Source organism: Aminobacter sp. GW821-FHT11F06, assembly GCF_058808215.1.
The window spans coordinates 486867-511097 of the sequence record NZ_JBXARL010000002.1 but is presented as its reverse complement, the minus strand read 5'-3'; the positions used below and the strand labels follow the sequence as shown (position 1 = coordinate 511097).

At 62.6% G+C, this 24231-nt stretch carries 21 protein-coding genes; 15 read left to right on the top strand and 6 right to left on the bottom strand.

Annotation, left to right across the window (positions count from 1 at the left end; all coding sequences use genetic code 11):
• Positions 1-43 precede the first annotated feature (43 nt).
• Positions 44-1174, top strand: coding sequence for a glycoside hydrolase family 3 N-terminal domain-containing protein (locus AC1RTB_RS06985; protein WP_492875988.1), 1131 nt, complete (start codon positions 44-46; stop codon positions 1172-1174).
• Positions 1175-1462: 288 nt separating this feature from the next.
• On the opposite strand, the gene AC1RTB_RS06980 is transcribed toward AC1RTB_RS06985, so the two are convergent.
• On the bottom strand, positions 1463-2482 hold the full coding sequence (locus AC1RTB_RS06980) for a LacI family DNA-binding transcriptional regulator (RefSeq protein WP_492875986.1): 1020 nt from the start codon (positions 2480-2482) through the stop codon (positions 1463-1465).
• Positions 2483-2836: 354 nt separating this feature from the next.
• Here AC1RTB_RS06980 and AC1RTB_RS06975 point away from each other — a divergent pair, with 354 nt between their 5' ends.
• From AC1RTB_RS06975 to AC1RTB_RS06955, 5 genes are all read left to right on the top strand, one after another.
• Positions 2837-4192, top strand: coding sequence for an ABC transporter substrate-binding protein (locus AC1RTB_RS06975; protein ID WP_492875984.1), 1356 nt, complete (start codon positions 2837-2839; stop codon positions 4190-4192).
• 212 nt (positions 4193-4404) lie between these two features.
• Positions 4405-5421, top strand: coding sequence for a carbohydrate ABC transporter permease (locus AC1RTB_RS06970; protein ID WP_492875982.1), 1017 nt, complete (start codon positions 4405-4407; stop codon positions 5419-5421).
• A gap of 1 nt (position 5422) precedes the next feature.
• Positions 5423-6577, top strand: coding sequence for a carbohydrate ABC transporter permease (locus AC1RTB_RS06965; RefSeq protein ID WP_492875980.1), 1155 nt, complete (start codon positions 5423-5425; stop codon positions 6575-6577).
• 16 nt (positions 6578-6593) lie between these two features.
• Complete coding sequence (bglA, locus tag AC1RTB_RS06960; RefSeq protein WP_492875978.1) at positions 6594-8246, top strand: beta-galactosidase BglA; 1653 nt, start codon at positions 6594-6596, stop codon at positions 8244-8246.
• A gap of 30 nt (positions 8247-8276) precedes the next feature.
• A complete protein-coding gene (locus tag AC1RTB_RS06955) occupies positions 8277-9386 on the top strand; it encodes an ABC transporter ATP-binding protein (RefSeq protein ID WP_492875976.1) in 1110 nt (369 codons plus the stop codon).
• A gap of 222 nt (positions 9387-9608) precedes the next feature.
• Here the strand turns inward: AC1RTB_RS06955 and AC1RTB_RS06950 are convergent, their stop codons facing one another.
• The 4 genes from AC1RTB_RS06950 to AC1RTB_RS06935 form a co-directional block, all read right to left on the bottom strand.
• Positions 9609-10451, bottom strand: a complete 843-nt coding sequence (locus tag AC1RTB_RS06950) for a metal ABC transporter permease (protein WP_492875974.1) — start codon at positions 10449-10451, stop codon at positions 9609-9611.
• Positions 10452-10599: 148 nt separating this feature from the next.
• A complete protein-coding gene (locus tag AC1RTB_RS06945) occupies positions 10600-11460 on the bottom strand; it encodes a metal ABC transporter permease (protein ID WP_492875972.1) in 861 nt (286 codons plus the stop codon).
• Positions 11457-12371, bottom strand: a complete 915-nt coding sequence (locus AC1RTB_RS06940) for a manganese/iron ABC transporter ATP-binding protein (RefSeq protein WP_492875970.1) — start codon at positions 12369-12371, stop codon at positions 11457-11459. The genes AC1RTB_RS06945 and AC1RTB_RS06940 overlap by 4 nt, the downstream gene beginning before the upstream one ends.
• Positions 12368-13228, bottom strand: a complete 861-nt coding sequence (locus tag AC1RTB_RS06935) for a metal ABC transporter substrate-binding protein (RefSeq protein ID WP_492876353.1) — start codon at positions 13226-13228, stop codon at positions 12368-12370. Before AC1RTB_RS06935 ends, AC1RTB_RS06940 begins: the two co-directional genes overlap by 4 nt.
• Before the next feature lie 257 nt (positions 13229-13485).
• Here AC1RTB_RS06935 and AC1RTB_RS06930 point away from each other — a divergent pair, with 257 nt between their 5' ends.
• From AC1RTB_RS06930 to gnd, 3 genes are all read left to right on the top strand, one after another.
• Positions 13486-13737, top strand: coding sequence for a DUF2171 domain-containing protein (locus AC1RTB_RS06930; RefSeq protein WP_492875968.1), 252 nt, complete (start codon positions 13486-13488; stop codon positions 13735-13737).
• 622 nt (positions 13738-14359) lie between these two features.
• Positions 14360-14800 (top strand): Fur family transcriptional regulator, encoded by a 441-nt coding sequence (locus AC1RTB_RS06925; RefSeq protein ID WP_492875966.1) that lies wholly within the window; start codon positions 14360-14362, stop codon positions 14798-14800.
• A 146-nt stretch (positions 14801-14946) separates the two neighbouring features.
• Positions 14947-16365, top strand: a complete 1419-nt coding sequence (gnd, locus tag AC1RTB_RS06920) for an NADP-dependent phosphogluconate dehydrogenase (RefSeq protein WP_492875964.1) — start codon at positions 14947-14949, stop codon at positions 16363-16365.
• 183 nt (positions 16366-16548) lie between these two features.
• Here gnd and AC1RTB_RS06915 read toward each other — a convergent pair whose 3' ends face one another.
• Entirely contained in the window at positions 16549-17622 is a 1074-nt protein-coding gene (locus AC1RTB_RS06915; protein WP_492875963.1) for a LacI family transcriptional regulator, read from the bottom strand.
• A 371-nt stretch (positions 17623-17993) separates the two neighbouring features.
• On the opposite strand from AC1RTB_RS06915, the gene AC1RTB_RS06910 reads away from it, so the two are divergent.
• The 6 genes from AC1RTB_RS06910 to AC1RTB_RS06885 all read left to right on the top strand — a co-directional run bounded on the left by AC1RTB_RS06910 (position 17994) and on the right by AC1RTB_RS06885 (position 24221).
• Complete coding sequence (locus tag AC1RTB_RS06910) at positions 17994-19232, top strand: ABC transporter substrate-binding protein (protein ID WP_492875961.1); 1239 nt, start codon at positions 17994-17996, stop codon at positions 19230-19232.
• Between the two features lie 129 nt (positions 19233-19361).
• Complete coding sequence (locus AC1RTB_RS06905) at positions 19362-20264, top strand: carbohydrate ABC transporter permease (RefSeq protein ID WP_492875959.1); 903 nt, start codon at positions 19362-19364, stop codon at positions 20262-20264.
• Positions 20265-20289: 25 nt separating this feature from the next.
• On the top strand, positions 20290-21210 hold the full coding sequence (locus tag AC1RTB_RS06900) for a carbohydrate ABC transporter permease (RefSeq protein WP_492876351.1): 921 nt from the start codon (positions 20290-20292) through the stop codon (positions 21208-21210).
• A gap of 4 nt (positions 21211-21214) precedes the next feature.
• On the top strand, positions 21215-22297 hold the full coding sequence (locus tag AC1RTB_RS06895; RefSeq protein ID WP_492875957.1) for an ABC transporter ATP-binding protein: 1083 nt from the start codon (positions 21215-21217) through the stop codon (positions 22295-22297).
• 24 nt (positions 22298-22321) lie between these two features.
• Positions 22322-23068 carry a sugar phosphate isomerase/epimerase family protein gene (locus AC1RTB_RS06890; protein WP_492875955.1) on the top strand — a complete coding sequence of 249 codons (747 nt, stop codon included), beginning with the start codon at positions 22322-22324 and terminating at the stop codon, positions 23066-23068.
• 10 nt (positions 23069-23078) lie between these two features.
• A complete protein-coding gene (locus AC1RTB_RS06885) occupies positions 23079-24221 on the top strand; it encodes a Gfo/Idh/MocA family protein (RefSeq protein ID WP_492875953.1) in 1143 nt (380 codons plus the stop codon).
• Positions 24222-24231: the final 10 nt, after the last annotated feature.

The window sequence follows — 24231 nt, the reverse complement described above, 5'->3', positions numbered from 1 at the left end:
GCCACAAACAGGGCACCTGACATCCCGGCGGAGTTGGCAAAGCATGGATCTCTCATTCGATCTCGGACGCGGGCCTGCGTCTTTTGGACATCGGTTCCTTATCGGCCTGCAGCCGGGACATGTGCTCGGCGACAAGGACAAGCGGCTTTTGTCGCTGCTCAAGCCGGCCGGTGTCGTGCTGTTCCGCGCCAATTTCCTCCCCGACGCGCCTTATGAGGACTGGCTGGAAAACCACGCCAAGCTGCTGAGCGACGTGCGCGAATATATCGAGCGTGACGAGGTCATCATTTCGATCGACCATGAAGGCGGCGGCGTGCTGCGCCCACCGGCACCGATCACGCCATTCGCTTATGCGCGCGAATGGCCCATGCAGGCCGCCGATGTCGGCAAGGCGATGGGCATCGAGCTGCGTTCGCTCGGCTTCAACGTCAATTTCGCCCCCGTCGTCGACGTCAATTCGAACCCGGCCAATCCTGTCATCGGCCAGCGCTCGTTCGGCACGACGCCGCAAGATGTGGTGCCGGCGGCGCGCGAGTTCCTCGACGCGCTGCAGGCTGAGGGCGTGTTGGGCTGTCCCAAGCATTTCCCCGGCCATGGCGACACGGCGGTGGATTCGCACTATTCGCTGCCCGTCATCGACGTCGATCCCAAGACGTTCCGCAGCCGCGAGCTCGAAGCGTTCCGCCATTTCAACGATGCCGCAACGCGCATGATCATGACCGCCCATATCGTCATTTCGCAGGTCGATCCGGGTATCCCGGCGACGATGTCGCGCGTCATCCTGCAGGACATTCTGCGCAAGGAGCTTGGCTACGAGGGCGTGGTGGTCAGCGACGATCTCGGCATGAAGGCGATCTCGGACAAGCTCGATAAGCCCGAGACGACGACCAGCATCATCAATGCCGGCTGCGACCTGCTGTGCATGTGCGCCTACTGGGCCGACACCGATGTCATCCTGCGCATGATCGACTACATGTCGGCTGGCCTGAAGGCTGGCGTGATCAAGGAAAGGGCGCTCGAACAGTCCTTTACGCGTGTCGCGGGGCTGTTGTCGGACCTGCCCAACCACAAGGTCGAAGCGCTTGAAGAGGAAACCTTCCAGCGCCACGCTTCGGTCGCTCCGCTGCGCGCGCGCTCGCTGCCGGCCAACCATGGTGGCGCCACCAAGATTTAGCTTGGGGACGGAGCAGGGGCAAAGGCTGATTGGACCGTCCAGATGCGGCCCTGTCGAGGCATGGATCCCCGAGATCTACGCACTCGCTACGCTCGCGCTTCGACTCGAGGATGACGAGCTTCATCGGACTCTTCCGCCAATCTCCATCGTTTGCGATTTGAGACCTGTCCCCATGCCTCCGTCATCCTCGAGTCGAAGCGCGAGCGTAGCGAGTGCGTAGATCTCGGGGATCCATGCCGTGAGGTATCAAGCTTCACTACGGTCCAGTCAGTCCCCCAAACACTAGCCCTACCTCACCCCCGCGATCGAACCCCTGACCACCAGATCGACGGGCCAGACCTCGCCGCGCGCGCCGTCCTCCAGCCCAGAGATCCGCGCCGCCAGCCGTTCGGCGACGCGCGCGCCGGCGGCGCGGATCGACGAGCGCGTCGTGGTCAGGGGCACCGAAAAATGCTCCGGCCGCAGCCAGGGGAAAACGTCGTCGTGGCTCACCAGTGACAGGTCGCGGGGCAGCGACAAATTGAGGTCGCGCGCCGCGCGGACCACGCCGAGTGCCATGATCAGGCTCGAACAGACGATCGCCGTCGGCGCCTCGGACGCCTCCAGCAGGGCGCGTGCGGCGCGATAGCCGTTTTCCTCGGTCATCGCCAGCGAGCGAATGTGCCTGGGTTCGAGCACCAGCCCGCTTTCCGACAACGCCCGCCTGACCCCGCGCTCGCGGAAAATCGCGAAGGTCTGGGTGTCGTCGCCATTGATCAGCCCGACGCGGCGATGGCCGAGCTGGACAAGCAGCCGCGTCGCATCATGGAAGGCGCCCTCATTGTCGATGTCGATGAACGGATAGTCGAAGTCGAGCCCTTCGCTGCGGCCATGCACGATGAAGGGGATGCCGAGCTGGTTGGCAAGTGCGACGCGTTTGTCGGCGCCGCGAGGGGCTGAGATGTAGAGCGCGTCGACCTGCTTGTTGGCGACGATGCGCCTGTAGGTCGTCTCCTCGTCTGCGGCGTCCGCCGGGCTCAGCACCAGATCGAGTTCGTGGCCACGCGCATAGTCGCCGAGGCCCGAGAGGAACTCGACGAAATGCGGATCGATGTCGACGGCGGCCCCCGTCGGCATGACGTAGCCGATCATGCCGGCCTTGCCTGTCGCCAGCCTGCGCGCGCTCGGGTTTGGCCGGTAGCCGTGGCGCTTGGCGGCGTCCATCACGCGGCGGCGCGTATCCTCGCTGACCTCGGGATAGCCGTTCAGCGCGCGGCTCACCGTCGTCTGAGAAAGTTCGAGCATCAACGACAGCTGTTTGAGGTTCACCTCGGCTCCGATTCCCAAAGCGCTTTCAATCTGGCTTCGCCCGGTTGTTAGGCGGTCCAGGCACGTCACGCCAGCAAGAATAGGCGCGCAAATGCCTGGTTTGAAGCGAAATTTGCTGCTGCACCGCCAAAAAGCATGTTGCGGCGCATATATGGGCGGTTTCTAAATCGATTAGCCTGCCGGTGCTCTTGACTCTTTTCGATTCTAATGGCGTGATGAAGTTAGCCAAAGCGCTTTGAAATGCCGTTGCGTGATGCGGTTGCAGCTTGCGCAGGACTGAGGCACAGTCGGAGCGGTGCAGGCGGGCGGAATGGAGGTTCCGTCCGGAGTTTTCGATCCACTGGGAGGAAGACCATGAGGAAGTCCCTGTTGCTGGGTGTGGCTTTTGCCGCCGTCGCCCTGAGCGCGCCGGCGTCGGCGGAGCTGAAGTTCAAGCCGGGCGAGGACGCCCGTTTCACCTGGGCCAATTTAGACGAACTCAAGAAGGTCGACCTGAAGGGCGAGACGCTCTCGATCTTCGGGCCGTGGCGCGGCGAGGACGAAGCGCTGGCGGGCTCGGTGTTCGAATATTTCAGCGAGGCCACCGGCGCCACGATCAAATATTCGTCGTCGGAGAATTACGAACAGCAGATCGTCATCGACACCCAGGCCGGCAGCCCGCCCAACATCGCCATCCTGCCGCAGCCCGGCCTGATCCAGGATCTGGCCTCCAAGGGCCTGCTCACCCCGCTCGGCGACGACGTCGCCACCTGGATCAAGGAGAATTACGGCGCCGGCCAGTCCTGGGTCGATCTCGGCACCTTCAAGGACAAGGACGGCAAGCCCGGCTTCTTCGCCTTTCCCTACAAGGCCGACGTGAAGTCGCTGATCTGGTATTCGCCCGACAATTTCGAAGAGGCCGGTTACAAGGTTCCCACAACTCAGGAGGAGCTGGCCGAACTCGAGCAGAAGATCATCGCCGATGGCGGCAAGCCGTGGTGCATCGGCCTGGGTTCCGGCGGCGCAACCGGCTGGCCGGCCACCGATTGGGTCGAAGACATCATGCTGCGCACCCAGACGCCGGAAGTCTACGACCAGTGGGTGAAGAACGAGATTCCGTTCAACGATCCCAAGGTGGTTGCCGCCATCGACATCTTCGCCAAGATCGCCACCGACGACAAGATGGTGGACGGCGGTGCCGCGGCCGTTGCGGCGACAGACTTCCGCGACAGCCCGAAAGGCCTCTTCGCGGTGCCGCCGAAGTGCTACCTGCACCATCAGGCATCGTTCATCCCGTCCTTCTTCCCGGAAGGCACCAAGCTCGGCCAGGACGCGGATTTCTTCTACTTTCCGCCCTATGCCTCCAAGCCGGAACTCGGCAATCCGGTGCTGGGCGCCGGCACGCTGGTCATGATCGCCAAGGACTCCAAGGCTTCGCGCGAGTTCATCAAGTTCCTGCAGCTGCCGCTCGCGCATGAATTGTGGATGGCGCAGAAGAGCTTCGTCACCCCTCTGAAGAGCGTCAACAAGGACATCTACAGCAGCGAGGCGCTGAAGAAGCAGGGCGAAATCCTGGTCAACGCCTCGACCTTCCGCTTCGATGGCTCTGACCTGATGCCCGGCAAGATCGGCGCCGGCGCCTTCTGGACCGGCATGATCGACCTGGTTGGCGGCAAGCCGGCAGCCGATGTCGCAGCCGACATCCAGAAGAGCTGGGACGCGATCAAGTAACCGGCTCGCTGAAGCACCCCCTTCACCAGCCCTGCCTTCAACAAGCTCAGGGCTACCTCTCCCCGCTGGGGGAGAGGAGACAGGTAAGGGTGCCGCCTCCCTCTTCTCCCCGAGTGGGGAGAAGGTGGCCGCGAAGCGGCCGGATGAGAGGGATCTTTTGATCTTCTAGACGTGGTCCAGGCAAATCAGCCCGTTGAAAAGGGACTAATCCCATGACGGCACAGATACTTTCGGCCATCTTCACAGTCATTGTCGGCGTCGGCGGCTGCGTTGCCTATTTCTGGGGCGCAAACAAGCTTGTCGACATCATCTTTCCCTCGCGCGGCGTCTCGGGTGCCGCCGCCATCGACAATCTGCGCCGCCAGGGCCTGATCCGGCCATGGCTGTTCGTCGGCCCGGCCATGCTGATCGTCACCGTCTATCTCGTCTATCCGGTGATCGAAACGCTGAGGCTCTCGGTCATGGACCGCGGCGGCGAAAACTTCGTTGGCCTCGCCAATTACAGCTGGGCTTTCGGCGACCGCGAATTTCGAAATTCGATCTTGAACAACCTGCTTTGGCTCGCTGTCGTGCCGGCCGCCTGCACCTTCTTCGGCCTGATCATCGCCGTGCTCACCGACAAGATCTGGTGGGGCAATATCGCCAAGAGCCTGGTCTTCCTGCCGCTTGCCATCTCGTTTGTCGGCGCCAGCGTCATCTGGAAATTCGTCTACGAATACCGCGCCGAGGGCCAGACCCAGATCGGCATCCTGAACGCCGCCGTGCAGTATTTCGGCGGCAACCCGCAGGTGTGGATTTCGACCCCGTTCTGGAACAATTTCTTCCTGATGGTCATCCTGATCTGGATCCAGACCGGCTTTGCCATGGTCATCCTGTCGTCGGCCCTGCGCGGGATCCCTGAGGAAACCATCGAGGCGGCCGTCATCGATGGGGCCAATCCGTTCCAGATCTTCTGGAAGATCATGGTGCCGCAGATCTGGGGCACCATCGCCGTTGTCTGGACCACCATCACCATCCTGGTGCTTAAGGTCTTCGACATCGTCTTGACCATGACCAACGGCCAGTGGAACAGCCAGGTGCTGGCCAATCTGATGTTTGACTGGATGTTCCGTGGCGGCGGTGATTTCGGGCGCGGCGCGGCCATCGCCGTCATCATCATGATGGCCGTTGTTCCGATCATGATCTGGAACATCCGCCAGGCCAATCGCGAAGGCGGGGGAGGACACTGACATGGCCAGTGCAAGCGGAAGGTCTTTCATCAGTCGCTTCGGCGTCCACATCGCCGTGTTCGTTTTCGTCGCGATCTGGACAATCCCGACTCTCGGCATCCTGGTCAGCTCGCTGCGCGACAAGGACCAGCTCATCGTCTCCGGCTGGTGGACGTCGCTCGCGACCTCGTCGCAGACCGAAGCGGGGCGCACCGAAGCCGCCGACAAGCAGGTTGAGAAGGACGGCAAGTTCCTGATCATGGGCAATCTGTTTGGTGCCGGCGACGCCCGCACCGTCACCGCCTTCGGCGCCAAGGCGCAGCAGCCGACGCAGTTTGCCGCCGGCACGGCTGCCGATCTCGGCGATGGTGTCACGCTCCAGGTCAACGACGACGGTTCTTATGTCATGACCTCGCCCAAGGCCTTCGAAAACGCCCGTGGCCAGCGCGTCTATTTCTCGGCCTCGTCGCCGCCGCGCTTCACCACCGACAACTACAACACAGTGCTGTTTTCAGAGGGCATCGGCCGCTCCTTCATCAACTCGCTGACGGTGACGATCCCCGCCACCATCATCCCGATCCTGATCGCGGCCTATGCCGCTTATGCGCTCGCCTGGATGCGCTTTCCCGGACGCGCTTTGCTGATCGCCGTCATCATCGGCCTGCTGGTCGTGCCGCTGCAGATGTCGCTGATCCCGCTGCTCAAGCTCTACAATGGCGTCGGCCTGTTCTTTGGGGTGCCGTCCAAGACCTATCTCGGCATATGGCTGGCGCATACCGGCTTCGGTCTGCCCTTCGCCATCTACCTCTTGCGCAGCTACATCGCCGGCCTGCCACGTGAGATCATGGAGTCGGCCCGCATCGATGGTGCCAGCGACTTCGAGATCTTCGTCAAGATCGTGCTGCCGCTGTCCTTCCCGGTACTCGCATCCTTCGCCATCTTCCAGTTCCTGTGGGTCTGGAACGACCTCCTGGTGGCGATGGTGTTCCTGGGCAGCGGCTCCGACCAGCTGGTGCTGACCGGCAAGCTCAACGCGCTTCTCGGCTCGCGCGGCGGTGACTGGGAAATCCTCACCACCTCGGCCTTCGTCACCATCATCGTGCCGTTGATCGTGTTCTTCTCGCTCCAACGTTATTTCGTCCGCGGGCTGCTCGCGGGTTCAGTCAAGGGAGGCTAGCTCCATGCAAGCCGCAATGCGCAGAAACGAAAACCCTGAAACTGCCGTCGATCGCGACTGGTGGCGGGGGGCGGTGATCTACCAGATCTACCCCCGCAGCTTCCAGGATTCGAATGGCGATGGCATCGGCGACCTCAAGGGCATCATCGACCGCCTGCCGCACATCGCTTCCCTTGGCGCGGACGCGGTCTGGATCTCGCCCTTCTTCAAGTCGCCGATGAAGGATTTTGGCTACGACATCTCCGATTATCTCGACATCGACCCGATGTTCGGCACGCTGGCCGACTTCGATGCGATGATCGCGGAAGCCCATCGCCTCGGCCTCAAGGTGATGATCGACGGCGTCATCTCGCACACCTCCGACCTGCACCCCTGGTTCAAGGAAAGCCGCGCGAGCCGCGACAATCCCAAGGCCGACTGGTACGTCTGGGCCGACGCCAAGCCCGACGGCAGCCCGCCCAACAACTGGCTGTCGATCTTCGGCGGCTCGGCCTGGCAGTGGGACACGCGCCGGATGCAGTATTACCTGCACAACTTCCTGTCCGAGCAGCCCGATCTCAACTTCCACAACCGCGACGTCCAGGACGCGCTGCTCGACGTCACCCGCTTCTGGCTCGAGCGCGGTGTCGATGGCTTCCGCCTCGACACCATCAATTTCTACTTCCACTCGGCCGGGCTGGAAGACAATCCCGCACTGCCGCCGGAAGAGCGCAACGACCAGACGGCACCGGCGGTGAACCCCTACAATTTCCAGGACCACATCTACGACAAGAGCAGGCCCGAAAACCTCGAATTCCTCGCCCGTTTCCGCGCCGTGCTTGACGAATATCCGGCGGCTGCCGCCGTCGGCGAGGTCGGGGATTCCCAACGCGGGCTGGAGGTCGTCGCCTCCTACACTGCTGGAGGCGACAAGGTGCAGATGTGTTACGCCTTTGATTTCCTGGCACCGGAAAAGATCACCGCCGCCAAGGTCCGCACCGTGCTCGAAGACTTCGGCAAGGCTGCCAGCGACGGCTGGTCGTGCTGGGCTTTCTCCAACCACGATGTCGTCCGCCACGCCTCGCGCTGGGGCATGGGCGAGGCCGACCGCACCGCCTATCTCAAGGTCATCTCGGCGCTGATGATGTCGCTGCGCGGCTCGGTCTGCATCTATCAGGGCGAGGAACTTGGCCTTACCGAAGCCAGCCTCGCTTTCGAGGACCTGCAGGACCCCTACGGCATCCGCTTCTGGCCCGAGTTCAAGGGCCGCGACGGCTGCCGCACGCCGATGGTGTGGAACAAGGATGCCAAGAATGGCGGCTTCTCCTCGGCCAAGCCGTGGCTGCCGGTGCCGGCGGATCACCTTGCCAAGGCGGTCGACACGCAGGAAGGCGATGCCGCCTCGCTGCTCGAACATTACCGCCGCTTCCTCGCCTTCCGCCGCGCGCATCCGGCATTGGCCAAGGGCGACATCTCGTTCCTCAAGGCCGACGGCGACACCGTCGCCTTCACCCGGCGCGAGGGCAACGAAGAGATCGTCTGCGTCTTCAATCTTGGCAGCACAGCGGCTAACGTTGATCTCGGAGGTCGAGGCCTGCAGCCCTTGGCGGGACATGGGCTCGATGGAAATGCAAATGCCGGCGCAGTCCGGCTCGGCGGTTACGGTGCCTGGTTCGGGCGCTTCGTCTGACCACCGGAAAAAGAAATCTGGGAGGAAATCATGGCCGATCTAACGCTCAGGGACGTCAAGAAGTCTTACGGCAATCTGCACATTCTCCACGGCATCGACCTCGACATCAAATCCGGCGAGTTCATCGTTTTCGTCGGTCCCTCGGGCTGCGGAAAGTCGACGCTTTTGCGTTCGATCGCAGGCCTTGAGGAGATTTCCGGCGGCACGCTGGAGATCGCCGGCGAGAAGGTCAACGACGTGCCGCCGTCCAAGCGCGGCATCGCCATGGTGTTCCAGTCCTACGCGCTCTACCCGCACATGACGGTCTACGACAACATGGCCTTCGGCATGAAGATTGCCAAGGAAAGCAAGGCCGAGATCGACAAGCGCGTCCGCGCGGCGGCCGAAATCCTGCAGCTGACCAAATATCTCGACCGCCTGCCCAAGGCGATGTCGGGTGGCCAGCGCCAGCGCGTCGCCATTGGCCGCGCCATCGTGCGCAACCCCAAGGTATTTCTGTTCGACGAGCCGCTGTCGAACCTCGACGCAGCCCTGCGCGTCGCCACCCGCATCGAGATCGCCAAGCTCAAGGAATCGATGCCCAACACCACGATGATCTACGTCACCCACGACCAGGTCGAGGCGATGACGCTGGCCGACCGCATCGTCGTGCTCAAGGACGGCCGCATCGAGCAGGTCGGCACGCCGATGGAGCTCTACAAGCATCCCGGCAACCTGTTCGTCGCCCAGTTCATCGGCTCGCCGGCGATGAACATCGTTGGCGGCACCATCGACAGGACGGGCGAGACCAGTCTGGTCAGCCACGTCGGCGGCCGCAAGACGCCGGTGCCGGTGGCAACGCCCGCCGAGGCCCAGGGCAAGGCGGTGAGCTTCGGCGTGCGGCCAGAGGACCTCTACGTCGCGACCAGCGACGATTATCTGTTCGAAGGGCTTGTCGATTATGTCGAGCAGCTGGGCGAGGTTCAGCTGGTTTATGTCGACATCGGCCGCGCCGATCAGCCACTGGTGGCCAAGCTTCCGGGCAATGTCGAGGTCAAGCGCGGCGCTGTCATCCGCCTGGCCGCCAGCCCCCACGAGTTGCACATTTTCGACGCCGACGGACATTCCTTTGCCCGCCGCCGCACGGCGGTTGCGGCCTAGGCACCAGTTCCGCACGATCCTTCTTGAACGTACCCCCACCCCTAACCCCTCCCCACAAGGGGGAGGGGAACTTGCGGCGCAGCCATCGCAGCCGGATTGCCCTTGCCCGCTGGAAGCTGGCGGGAACGCAGCAAAAATCCCCCTCCCCCTTGTGGGGAGGGGTTAGGGGTGGGGGTACTCCTTGCCGGCTCAACGCCTCAAGGCACTAAGACGCCTTGTCCCTCATTCCACCATCACCTGTCGCTCCCGCAGCGCTGTCCGCCGCTTCGAGATGAAGAAAGCGGCGACGAAGGTCAGGCTCATCAAAAGCACGATTGTCGGTGCCGGCGCGCTGTCGATGAAGAAGCTGAGATAGACGCCAAAGAACGAGCACAACACCGCCACCAGCACCGAAACCAGCAGCATGCGCTCGAAGCGGTCGGTGAGCAGGTATGCTATCGCGCCCGGTGCGATCAGCATCGCAATGGCGATGATGATGCCGACGGCCTTGAGCGCGCCGACGATGGTCAGCGACAGGATCGACAGCAGTCCGTAATGCAACAGTTTAACCGGCAGGCCGATGGCTTGCGCGTGCTGCGGGTCGAAGGCGTGCAGTAACAGATCCCGGCGAAACAGGCCGATCGCACCAGTGGCGATCAGCGCGATGACAGCCGTCTGGCCGACATCGCTCCAGCTCACGCCCAGCATGTCGCCGAACAATATATGGTCGAGATGCACATCGGTCTGGATCTTGGTGTAGAGCACGATGCCGAGGCCGAACATGCCGGAAAAGACGATGCCCATGACGGTGTCTTCCTTGATCCGGCTGTTTTGCTTGAGATAGCCGGTCGCCAGCGCGCAGGTCATGCCGGCGGCGAAGGCACCCACCGCCAGCGGCAAGCCGGCGATATAGGCCAGCACCACACCCGGCAGCACGGCATGGCTGATGGCATCGCCCATCAGCGACCAGCCCTTGAGCACCAGGAAGCACGACAAAAGCGCCATCGGCACCGCCACAAGCAGCGCGATGACGAACGCCTGCTGCATGAATGGGAATGCGAAGGGCAGGGTCAGGGTTTCGATCATGATTGTTCGCCCCTCATCCGCCTGCCGGCACCTTCTCCCCGTGAGCAACGGGGAGAAGGGCGCAGTTGCAACGCCGACGCCCCCCTCTCCCTGTCCTTCACGGGGAGAGGGTAAGGGTGAGGGGCAGCTGTTACGGGTGGATAGCTGCTCATGCCCCCGCCTCCAGCGCTTGCCTTGCCCGCTTTCGCGAGGCGAGCAGTCCATGCTTGGGCGCGAAGACAAAGGCGATCAGGAAGATCAGCGTCTGGGCGACAACAATGATGCCTCCAGTCGCACCGTCGAGGAAATAGCTGGCATAGGCGCCGACGAAGCTCGTCACGCTGCCGATGGCGACGCTGATCATGATCAGACGCGGAAACCGGTCGGTGAGAAGATAGGCCGTTGCGCCTGGCGTCACCACCATGGCGATGACGAGGAAGGCGCCGACGGTTTGCAGCGCCGCAACTGTCGAGGCCGACAGCAGCATAAAGAACAGCACCTTGAGCAAATCGGGCTTGAGCCCGATCGAACGCGCATGGTTCTCGTCGAAAAAGGCGACCATCAGGTCCTTCCATTTGGCAAGCAGGATGGCGAGCGAGATGCCGCCGATCAGCACCAGCTGCAGCGTGTCGGAAGGCGTGATCGCCAGGATGTTGCCGAGCACGATGGTCTGGATGTTCACCGAGGCCGGCGACAGCGAGATCATGAACAGCCCAAGCCCGAAGAACGAGGTGAAGATCAGCCCGATGATGGCGTCTTCCTTGAGCTTGGTGCGCTGGTTGAGGAACAGCATGGCACCAGCCGCAAGCCCGCCGGAAATGAACGCGCCGAGCGCAAACGGCAGGCTGAGCATGTAGGCGCCGGCAACGCCCGGCACGATGGAATGCGAGAGCGCGTCGCCGATCAGCGACCAGCCCTTCAGCATCAGATAGGCCGAGAGGAAGGCGCAGACGCCGCCGACAAGGGCGGACACCCACATGGCGTTGAGCATGTAGCCGTAGCCGAACGGCTCCAAGAGCGTGGCGATCATTTCTTGCGCCCGCCCTTTTTGGCAGCTGCGTCTTTCCCGGCGTCGTCGCCATAGATGACGAAGGGTCGCTCGTCGTCGGTCAGCACTGTCACCTGGCGCGTATCGGCGGCGTCTTGATGCAGTTCGGAACCGCCGAGGATGAACTGGCGCAGCACCCCGCCAAAGGCCTTTTCGAGATTGGCCTTGGTGAAGGTTTCCTCCGTCAGTCCGGAGGCAAGAACGGTGCGGTTGACCAGTACGGCGCGGTCGCAGAAACGCGGCACCGAGCCCAGATTGTGCGTCGACACCAGCATCACCCGGCCTTCGTCGCGCAGGCCCTGTAACAGAGTGATGATCGCCTCTTCGGTGCGCACGTCGACGCCGGTGAACGGTTCGTCGAGCAGGATGATCTCGCCCTCCTGGGCAAGCGCGCGGGCAAGGAAGACGCGCTTCTTCTGACCTCCGGAGAGTTCGCCGATCTGGCGCTTGCGGAAATCGGCCATGCCGACGCGTTCGAGGGCCGCATCTACCGCCTCGCGGTCGATGGTGCGGGTCATGCGAAAGAAGTTCATGTGGCCGTAGCGGCCCATCATGACCACGTCTTCGACCAGCACGGGAAAGTTCCAGTCGACATCCTCGCTCTGCGGCACATAGGCAACGAGGTTCTTCTTCAACGCTTCGCGCGCCGGCTCGCCGAATATCGAAACGCTGCCTGTGGCCAGCGGAACGAAGCCCATGATCGACTTGAACAGGGTCGACTTCCCTGAGCCGTTGACGCCGACAAGTGCGGTGATGGTGCCGCGCGGAATGGCGAAGGAGGCGTTGCGAAGGGCGGTGTGGCCGTTGCGGTAGGTCACCGAGATGTTGTCGACACGCAGGCCTTCAGCAGCCTGCGTTGTCGTGGAAGGGCGCCCTTTCAGCGGCACGTTCATTGGGCAAGACCCTTGACGATGGTTTCGGTGGTGACTTTCAACAGGTCGAGATAGGTCGGCACTGGGCCGCTGGCATCGCTCAGCGAGTCGACATAGAGCACGCCGCCATATTTGGCGCCGGTCTCCCGCGCCACCTGCTCGGCGGGCTTCGACGACACCGTGCTTTCGCTGAACACGGCCGGAATGCCGTTGGCCTTGACGAGGTCGATCACCTTGCGCACCTGCTGGGGCGTGCCTTGCTGGTCGGCGTTGATCGGCCAAAGATAAACCTCCTTCAGGCCGAAGTCGCGCGCCAGATAGGAAAACGCGCCTTCGCTGGTGGCAAGCCAGCGCCGCTGTTCGGGAATGGTCTCGATGGCCTTATGGATCGGCGCGACAGTTGCCTTGATCTTGTCGGCATAGGCAGCAGCGTTTTTGGCGTAGACCTCAGCATTCTTGGGGTCCTTGTCGGCAAAGGCCTTGCGGATGTTTTCGACATAGATGAGTGCCGCCTCGGGCGACATCCAGGCATGCGGGTTGGGCTTGCCGGTATAGGGGCCCTCGGCGATGCCCATGGGGGCGACGCCGTCGGACACCACGGCTTGCGTGACGCCGTCGAGATTGTCGAAGAACTTCTGGAACCACAATTCGAGGTTCAACCCGTTCCACAGCACCAGGTCGGCCTTCTGGGCGCGGATGATGTCGCCCGGCGTCGGCTGGTAATTGTGAATCTCGGCATTGGGCTTGGTGATCGATTCCACGTCCGCCGCGTCGCCGGCGACGTTGCGGGCGATGTCGGCGATGACGGTAAAGGTGGTCACGACCTTCATCTTGCCGCCCGCTTCGCTCTCTTGCGAGCAGGCCGAAAGTCCGAGCATGGCCCCCAACATGGCGATGGCGGCAAGGGTAGTGCGAAACGCTGTCATGGAAATCCCGTCCAGGAATGCCGCGCCGAATGGGCGGCGGATACGATGCCTTACCTAATGGCACGTCGCATCCTTGTCAATGCAATTGCAAATCGTTTGCAACTAGACGGCATAAAAGCGCTGCACCAATGCCTTTTGAGCCCCGGCTCGCATCCTATCTTGGGTTGGCGCGTTGTGGTCCTTGCCAATCCCAACCAAGGAGAACCATCGTGTCAGCCACTTCAGGAATTCGCGAGCATATGGAAGTCATTGGCGCCGACGGCGTCCACATCGGCACCGTCGACAAGGTCGAGAACGGCCGCATCAAGCTGACCAGGCAGGACAGCGGCGAAGGCAGCCACCGTGGCCACCATCATTACATCTCCACCGCCCTCGTCGCCGAAACCGAAGGCAACAAGGTGCGCCTGTCGGCCAATGCCGATGTCGCGGTGACGTTTGAGGAAGAGGGCAAGTCGGGCTGAGCTTCGAGGCTAAATTAACCCACCGCTGCGCCGGCGGATTTTGATTGACTGATGGAAGGCTTTTCCACGCCGGAAGATTCTTCTTGGGCGTCGAATAGCCGGCATGAAAGCGGGTTGGCGAGGAGCGCAACAATCACGAAGTTGCCTGTGACCGTTAGCATAGCGGAATGGTCACGGCATGGATCCCCGGGCCTCCGCACGTCGCTGCGCTCCTGCTCCGCCCGAGGATGACGAATGCATATTGGCCTTCGGCCAGAATCCAATAATGGAGCTTGGCAGGAAAAATGCCGGGAATACGCGCAAATAAAAGGTGGCTGCTGCCGAATCGCTGACGTCCGCGATTAGCGTCGCCCACCAATGCATTCGTCATCCTCGGGCGGAGCAGGAGCGCAGCGACGTGCGGAGGCCCGGGGATCCATGCCGTGAAGTTGGAGCTGCAACCACGGTCCAGAACCACCCAAATTGTCGCCTTTTGTCAGCAACCCGTGTGGATAGAGCGCCCAGTTTCTCCACGCCCGGGATGACCGCGTTCTTGTGAATGAACGCACTCCACCCCTTCTTCTGGGGATGAACGCATAGATAATCTTTTGCAACTGGGTGTCATCTGGCACATAGTCGAGCCATGATGAAGACCGCCAAAAAGCCTGTTTCCAAGAAGCCCGACTACGAAAAGGCGTTGCGCAAGGCGGGCATCCGCATCACGCGTCCGCGCAAGATCATCCTGGGCATCCTGGGCGAGACCGAGGACCATCCCGACGCGCTTGAAATCTTCCGCCGCGCCGAGACCATCGACAAGAGCATCTCGTTGTCGACTGTCTACAGGACGATGAAGCTTCTTGAGGAAATGGGGGCGATCCACCGCCATGCCTTCGAGGGCGGTCCGTCGCGCTTCGAGCAGGCAGGCGGCGATCATCACGACCATCTGATCGACATCGACACCGGCGACGTCATCGAGTTCCGCTCCGACCGCATCGAGCAGCTGCAGCAGGAAATCGCCCGCCAGCTTGGCTATGACATCGTCCACCACCGGCTCGAGCTCTACGGACGCCGCCGTAAGGACTAGCGCGTCCACAGTGCCCTTTGGCCAAGGCACGACGAGTTGATCGGCCGCACACAGATGCGCGACGAGCCGCGAGTTGACCTCGGCCCGGGCGCGGTCAATCATGCCGCCACCTCTGGCACGTGAAATCAGCAGACAGGATAGCGACCATGGAAAAAGCCGAAATCGGACTGATCGGATTGGGCACGATGGGCTCGAACCTGGCGCTCAACATCGCCGAAAAAGGCCATCGCATCGCCGTCTTCAACCGCACGCCGGCGCGCACGCAGGCGTTTGTCGAATCGGCCGGTGCGCTGCGCGACATGGTTGTGCCCTGCGCCTCGATCGAGGAGTTGACCGCCGCCATCCGGCCGCCGCGTCCCGTCATCATCATGGTGCTGGCGGGGACCCCGGTTGACGAGCAGATCGCTGCACTGCGCGGCGTCATGTCGGCCAACGACATCATCATCGATGCCGGCAACGCCAATTTCCGCGACACCATGCGCCGTTTCAAGGAACTCGAGGGTTCGGGCCTGACCTTCATCGGCATGGGCGTTTCAGGCGGCGAGGAGGGCGCGCGCCACGGCCCCTCGATCATGGTCGGGGGTACGCCCGAATCCTACAAACGTGTCGAAGGCGTGCTGACCGCGATCTCGGCCAAGTTCAAGGGCGAGCCCTGCGCGGCCTGGCTCGGCACCGACGGTGCCGGCCATTTCGTCAAGACCATCCACAACGGCATCGAATATGCTGACATGCAGATGATCGCCGAGATCTACGGCATCCTGCGCGATGGGCTTAGCATGAAGCCGAAAGAGATCGCTCCTGTTTTCGCCGGCTGGAACAAGGGCCGTCTCGAATCCTATCTGATCGAGATCACCGCCTCCGTGCTCGAAGCCGACGACCCCAAGACCGGCCGCCCGGTCGTCGACATCATCCTCGACCGCGCCGGCCAGAAGGGCACCGGCAAATGGTCGGTGATCGAAGCGCAGCAGCTTGGTGTTCCCGCGACGGCGATCGAGGCGGCGGTGGCCGCGCGTGTGATGTCGTCGATGAAGGACGAGCGGCTGGCGGCGGAAAAGGCTTATGGCAAAAACACGCTCAAGTTTACAGGCGGCAAGGATGAGGTGCTCGGCGATCTCGAGCTTGCATTGTTCGCCGGCAAGATCGCTGCCTATGCGCAAGGATTCGCGGTGATGGCCGCAGCCTCCAGGGAGTTCGGCTGGAACCTGCCGATGCCGACGATCGCCAAGATCTGGCGCGCCGGCTGCATCATCCGTTCGCAGTTCCTCGACACCATCGCCGAAGCCTTTGGCAAGGCCGATCCGTCGACCAATCTCCTGATGGTGCCGGCCTTCGTTGACATGATGGGCAAGGCGCATCCCTCGCTGCGCCGCATCGTCGCCCGCGCTGCCGAGGCCGGACTGCCGGTGCCGGCACTGTCGTCAGCGCTCGCCTATTTCGATGGCTATCGCCAGGGTCGAGGTTCGACCGACCTGACCCAGGCGCAGCGCGATTTCTTCGGCGCCCACGGCTTCGAGCGCATCGATGCGCCGGGTGCGTTCCACGGTCCGTGGGGCAGCGAAGGGTAGCGTGGCAGGGGCGAAGGTTGGCGCCGCCCCTCATCCGCCTGCCGGCACCTTCTCCCCGTCATTACGGGGAGAAGGGCGCAGCTTCGGCGCCGTCGCTCCATTGGGCATAGGGGGAAGGGCTCTACGCTGATGCCCTCCCTCTCCCCGTACTTCACGGGGAGAGGGTAAGGGTGAGGGGCCGTCTCAGGCGTTGGATATTGCGGATGTCTCGTGGGCCTCGACCGCGCTCGGCTTGCTGAGACTCTGCAGCGAAGCAATGTCGCGGCCGGCGATGCGGCCGATCACGGCGCGGGCGAGTTCCGCGCCGGCCAATCGCACGTCTTCATTGACGACATAGAGCTGCGGCCGAAGCAGATGAAGCAGCTTTGACGACTGCTTGGAGACGATGTCGACATCCTCGCCAAGCTTGAAGCCGGCGTCTTCGACGCCGGCGACCAGGGCAAACGTGCCGGCGCCGGCGCCGCTGACGAAGCCGTCGGGACGGTTAGGCCGACGCATCAGATCGGCGGTGAGTTTGCGGATATCTTCGATCGAGTGATCGACGGTGGCGATCGGAAACGGCACTTCGCTCAAGCCATGCTCCATCAACGCGTCGGCAAAGCCGTCGCGCATATGGTGGAAATAGCTGAGATTGGAGGGCGGCGCGAGCAGTGCCAGTCGCTTGCGTCCGAGTGCGGCCAGCTTCTTCACCGCCTCGACCGCATAGGCGTAGTTGTCGAAATCGTGGAACGCATGCTCGATGCCCATATGGGTGCGGCCATGGGTGGCGAAGGGCATGCCGCGCTCGGTCATGTAGCGCACGCGCTTGTCGTCGGGTTCGGTGCGCGAAATGATGACGCCGTCGGCGGAGGCCGTGTCGACGACGTAACGCACCGGCTCGAGCGGGTCGTTGTTGCGTGAATAGGGCGTGACCACGAGGTGATAGGGCGTCTGCGCCAGGGCTTCGGAGATGCCATAGATCAGGTCCGATACGAAGCCGCCGATCTGCTCTTCGGTGTTGAGCACGAGCGAGATGACGTTGGTCTTGCCGGTGCGCAGGCGCACGCCGGCGCGGTTGGGCCGGTAGCCGATCTGGCGGGCGACAAGCTGCACGCGCTGCCTGGTCGCCGCGCCGATTTCGGGCGCATCCTTCAGCGCGCGGGAAACGGTAGTGACGCCGAGGCCGGTCATGAAGGCGATTGTCTTCAGCGTCGGCGGATTGGCCTCGCCGCCTGCCGCCTGCGCCGCACTTTCGTCCGGCGGTGTCTTATCGTTCATGGTCATCGCCCGCCGTATTCCCTGCTCGGCGCATATCGCATTTGCATCATGAACCTTGCAAGGGCTTCCGGCAATAACTGTAACGATACAGATTGAGTGGGCTAGATCGGGGCGGCCGGCTGAAATTTCAGCTGAGGTGCCCTGGTATCGTGCGCCGCAGCATGCGCGCCTGCCATTGATTCGATTGGCGATTCATACCGGAAATGCTGCATTGCAGTGCCAATATGGTCGTCTTCTGCTTGACGATGATCTTGCTGCTTTAGTTCGAGACGCGAACAAAATCGCGCTGCCGGCCGTGTCGGTCCTTGCGTGCGTTCCGGTCTTCGCTTAACCTTGCAATCTGTAACGTTTCAGATTCAGGGAGGAGTACGATGCGTTATAGGCTGACGACCGCTGTATTGGCGGCGGGAATAGCGTTTGGAGCCGCCGGTTCGGCTTCCGCGACAGATCTCGAAGTGACGCACTGGTGGACCTCCGGCGGCGAGGCGGCGGCGGTTGCCGAACTCGCCAAGGCGTTCGACGCCACCGGTAACAAATGGGTCGACGGTGCCATTGCCGGTTCCGGCGATGTTGCCCGTCCGGTCATGATCGGACGCATCACCGGCGGCGACCCGATGGGTGCCACCCAGTTCAACCATGGCCGCCAGGCGGAAGAGCTGGTGCAGGCCGGGCTGATGCGCGACTTCACCGAACTCGCCGCCAAGGAGGGCTGGGCCAATTTCATCCACCCCAAGAGCCTGCTAGATGGCTGTACGCTGGACGGCAAGATTTATTGCGTGCCGGTCAACATCCACTCGCAGCAATGGCTGTGGCTTTCCAACAAAGCGTTCGCCGACGCGGGCGTTGCCGTGCCGAAGAACTGGGACGAGTTCGTGGCGGCAGCACCAGCGCTGGAAAAGGCCGGCATCGTGCCACTAGCACTTGGCCAGCAGCCCTGGCAGACGACGCTCGCCTTCCAGGTGATCCTCGTGGCGCTCGCTGGCCCCGAGACGTTCCAGAAGGTGTTTGGCGACAAGGACGCCACCTTGGCCGCTGGCCCCGAGATGGCCAAGGTCTTTGCCGCCGCCGATCAGGCGCGCCAGATGTCGGCCAAGTCCAACGTCCAGGAATGGAACCAGGCGACGAGCCTGGTGATCAGCGGCAAGGCCGGCGGCCAGATCATGGGTGACTGGGCGCAAGGGGAATTCCAGATCGCCGGCCAGACTGCCGGCAAGGACTACACCTGCCTGCCCGGGCTCGGCGTCAACGAGATCATCTCGACCGGCGGGGATGCCTTCTATTTCCCCAAGCAGACCGACCCTGAAAAGGCCAAGGCGCAGGAGGTGCTGGCTTCGGTGATGCTGTCGCCGGCAACGCAGGTCGCCTTCAACCTCAAGAAGGGCTCGCTGCCGGTTCGCGGCGATGTCGATCTGAAGGCGGCCAATGACTGCATGAAGAAGGGGCTCGAGATCCTGGCCAAGGGCAACATCATCGCCGCCCCGGACCAGCTGATGTCGGCGGACTCGGTCACCCAGGTCAACGACCTGTTCGTCGAGTTCTTCGCCAACAAGCAACTGACACCTGCGGACGCGCAGAAGCGTTTTGCCGCAATCATCGCCGCTGCGGACTAGAGCGACAGACACTCCGGCTTTTGCCGGGGTGGGTGGACCTCGTTCTGATGCGGCAGCAGACAGCGGCCCTCTGCCGGTCCCTTTTTGGAGGGACCGGCAGATCGTCCAAAACGCCATGGAACCCGACCGATGACCCCTGTTAAGGCGGGCCGGCCGAGCCGGTTGTTTCGAAACCTGAGCGCCAAGATCGCGTCGATCCCGATGATCCTGACCGCGCTGGTCATCTTCGCCGGGGGCACGGCCTGGACCGTGTTTTACTCCTTCACCAATTCCAAGCTTCTGCCGCGCGCGACTTTCGTTGGTCTCGAACAATATGAGCGCCTGTGGGCGACGCCGCGCTGGCTGATGGCGGTCGAAAACATCGCCATCTACGGCGTCTGTTCCCTCGTCTTTTCGCTGGTCATCGGCTTTTTGCTGGCCGCGCTGATGGACCAGAAGATCCGCTTCGAAAACACTTTCCGCACGATCTTCCTCTACCCGTTCGCGCTGTCTTTCATCGTCACCGGTCTTGCCTGGCAGTGGATTCTCGATCCTGATTTCGGCATCCAGCAAGTGGTGCGCAATCTCGGCTGGTCAAGCTTCACCTTCGACCCGCTCTATGACGCCGATATCGTCATCTATGGCATCCTGATCGCAGGACTGTGGCAAGGCACAGGGCTCATCATGTGCCTGATGCTGGCGGGCCTGCGCGGCATCGACGGCGAGATCTGGAAGGCCGCGCGCGTCGACGGCATTCCGACCTGGAAGACCTATGTCTTCATAGTCATCCCGATGATGCGCCCGGTACTGGTCACCACGCTGGTCATCATCGCTTCCGGCATCGTCAAGGTCTACGACCTTGTCGTTGCGCAGACCAGCGGCGGCCCCGGCATCGCCTCGGAGGTGCCGGCTAAATATGTCTACAACTACATGTTCCTGGCGCAGAATCTCGGCCAGGGTTTTGCCGCCTCGACCATGATGCTGTTGTCGGTGATCATCGTCGTGGTGCCCTGGGCCTATCTCGAATTCGGGAGCAGGCGGCGCCATGGCTGATCACGCCCTTCGTGCCACGCCTGGCATGGCAGCGGCCGCTGCCCCGACGGGCCGCGCCAGTGCCCTTGCCGGACCCCGCGGGCCAAGGCAGCGACGTACATTCTCCCGCCGCAACATCTTCATCTACGGCACGCTCGCGGTGGTCGCGATCTACTATCTGCTGCCGCTCTACGTGATGGTGGTGACGTCGCTCAAAGGCATGCCGGAAATCCGCCTCGGCAACATCTTCTCGCCGCCGATGGAGATCACGTTCGAGCCCTGGGTCAAGGCATGGTCGAGCGCCTGTACAGGGCTCAATTGCGACGGGCTCAGCCGGGGCTTCTGGAACTCGGTGCGCATCACCGTGCCGTCGGTGTTCCTGTCGATCGCCATTGCCTCGGTCAATGGCTACGCGCTTGCCAACTGGCGCTTCAAGGGCGCCGACATCTTCTTCACCATCCTGGTGATCGGCGCCTTCATTCCCTATCAGGTGATGCTCTATCCGATCGTCATCGTGCTGCGCGAGATCGGCCTATACGGCTCGCTGTCGGGGCTGGTGCTGGTACACTGCATCTTCGGCATGCCGATCCTGACGCTGTTGTTCCGCAACTATTTCGCCTCGCTGCCGGAAGAGCTGTTCAAGGCAGCACGCGTCGATGGCGCTGGTTTCTGGACCATCTATCTCCGCATCATGCTGCCGATGTCGCTGCCGATCTTCGTGGTGGCGATCATCCTGCAGGTCACCGGCATCTGGAACGATTTCCTGTTCGGCGTCGTCTACACCAAGCCCGACACCTATCCGATGACGGTCCAGCTCAACAACATCGTCAACGCCGTGCAGGGCGTGAAGGAGTACAACGTCAACATGGCGGCAACCCTGCTGACCGGGCTGGTCCCGCTCGTCATCTACTTCGTTTCCGGCAAGCTTTTCGTCCGCGGCATCGCCGCCGGCGCGGTCAAGGGGTGAGGCGATGACAAGTGTCGTGGTCAAGGATGTCTCGCTCAATTTCGGCGCTTTCGATGTGCTGAAGGCGCTCAATCTCGATGTGCCGGAAGGCGAGTTCCTCGTGCTGCTCGGCCCCTCGGGTTGCGGCAAGTCCACGCTTCTGAACTGCATCGCCGGCCTGCTCGACGTGTCGGAAGGGCAGATCTTCATCAACGGCAAGAACGTCACCTGGGAGGAGCCCAAGGACCGTGGCATCGGCATGGTGTTCCAGTCCTATGCGCTCTATCCGCAGATGACCGTCGAGGGGAACCTGTCGTTCGGGCTGAAGACGGCGGGCATGGCCAGGGACGATATCGCCCGGCGTATCGCCCGCGCCGCCGAGATCCTGCAGATCGAACCGCTGCTCAAGCGCAAGCCGGCGGCCCTTTCGGGCGGCCAGCGCCAGCGCGTGGCGATCGGCCGGGCGCTGGTGCGCGACGTCGACGTGTTTCTGTTCGACGAACCGCTGTCCAACCTCGACGCCAAGCTGCGCTCGGAACTGCGGGTCGAGATCAAGCGGCTGCACCAGAAGCTCGCCAACACCATGATTTACGTCACCCACGACCAGATCGAGGCGATGACGCTGGCCGATCGCATAGCTGTGATGAAGGGCGGGGTGATCCAGCAGCTCGACGCGCCGCAGATCATCTACAACCGCCCGGTCAACCGCTTCGTTGCCGGCTTCCTCGGCTCGCCCGGCATGAACTTTTTGGACGGCGAGGTCGAGGTCGGCACGCAACCTATCTTCGCTGTTGCCGGAAGCAAAATCCCGCTCGACCGCTATGGCTTCGATGGCAATGCGACAGGCGGCAAGGCGGTGTTCGGCATCCGCCCGGAGCACGTCGTACTTGGAGAGGCGGCACGCGCCATGCCGTTCGCCGCGGACGCCAGCGTCGAGATCGTCGAGCCGATGGGCGCCGACACGCTGGTCTGGACGAAGCTTGGCGGCCAGAGCTTTGCCTTCCGCGTCGAGGCCGAACGCCAGCTGCATCCAGGCGACCAGCTCCGCATCGGTTTCGACCCGACGCGCGCCTCGCTGTTTGACGGCCAAAGCGGCAACCGCATCTGACATCAACCCAACCGGACAAAGAACATGGACTGGTCATTCCAACTCTACAGCGCCCGCAACTTCCAACCTTGGGGGAATGTGCTCAAGACACTTGGCGCGCTCGGCTACACGCAGGTCGAGGGCTTTGGCGGTGTCTACGAAAACCCGGAGGCGTTCCGCGCCGAGCTCGACAAGAACGGGCTCACCATGCCGAGCGGCCATTTCGGCATCGACATGCTGGAAAAGGATTTTGGCCGCGCAGCCGATATCGCCACCACTCTGGGCATGAAGCTTATGGCCTGCCCCTATCTCGAAGCGTCGGATCGGCCCGTCGACGCCGAGGGCTGGCGCGATTTCGGACGCAGGCTGGCGCGTGTCGGCGACACAGCCCATCAGGCCGGTTTCGACTTTGCCTGGCACAACCATGATTTCGAATTCGTGCCGTTCAAATATGGCTCGATGCCCCAGCGCATGATCTTTGCGGCCGCGCCCGACATCGGCTGGGAGATGGACGTCGCCTGGGTGATCCGTGGCGGTTCCGATCCGTTGCACTGGATCGAGGAGTTCGGCCCACGCGTCATGGCCGTTCACGTCAAGGACATTGCCCCGCAGGGCGAGGCGGCCAACGAGGATGGCTGGTCCGATGTCGGCCACGGCACGGTCGACTGGGCGGGGCTGGTGACGGCTCTGCGCAACCGCACGCCGGCCAAATATTTCGTCATGGAACACGACAATCCGGCCGATTTCGAACGCTTCGCGCGTCGCTCGATCGCAGCCGCCAAGACCTTTTAGGGAGCATCATATGGCAAGGAAACTCGGGGTCGGGGTGATCGGCTGCGGCAACATCTCGAAGACCTATTTTACGCGCGCGCCTGAATTCAAGGGCATCGAGATGCGTGCCTGCGCCGACATCAACATGGATGCGGCGAAGGCAAGGGCGAAGGAATTCAAGCTGCGCGCCGAGACGGTCGAGGGGCTGCTGGCATCTGATGACATCGACATCGTCGTCAACCTGACCATTCCGGCGGTGCACTATGAGGTGTCGAAGCAGGCGATCGACGCCGGCAAGCACGTCTATTCGGAAAAGCCGTTCGTTCTGGCGATCAAGGACGGGCTTGATCTCAAGAAGCGCGCGGAAAAGAAGGGCGTACGCATCGGCTCTGCGCCCGACACTTTTCTCGGCGGTTCGCACCAGCTGGCGCGGCATCTGATCGACACCGGCAAGTTGGGCAAGATCACTTCGGGCACCTGCCACGTGATGAGCCACGGCATGGAGCACTGGCACCCCAATCCCGATTTTTTCTTTCAGCCGGGCGGCGGGCCGATCCTCGACCTGGGCCCCTACTACATCGCCAATCTCATTCAGCTGATCGGGCCGGTGAAACGTGTCGCCGCCTTGTCGTCGATCCCGGCCAAGGAGCGCACGATCTCGTCCAAGCCGCGCGCCGGCGAAAAGATCCCGGTCACGACGCCGACGACGATCCTGGCGCTGATGGAGTTCCAAAGCGGCGCTGTCTTCACCTTCAACGCCAGCTGGGATGTCTGGGACAATGGCCATTCGCCGATGGAACTCTATGGCGAGGCCGGCACCATCCATATGCCGGATCCGAATTTCTTCGGCGGCAAGCTCAGCTACACCAAGGGCAACAAGCCGGTGAAGACGCTGCCGAAATGGGAGCATCCCTTCGGTGTGCCAAACGAGAAGCACGACCACGGCATGATGGCCAATTACCGCACGGCGGGCCTGGCCGACATGGCGCTGGCGATCATGCAGGGCAGGCCGCACCGCTGCTCGCTCGAGCTCGCCAATCACGTCATCGACGTGATGACCGGCATCCTGAAATCGGGCGAGACGAAGAAGTTCGTCGAAATGCAGACGACCTGCGAACGACCGGAGCCGCTTGGGCCTGCAGCAGCAAGGGGGCTGCTGGCCGCGCCGAAATGAGCTAAGAAGG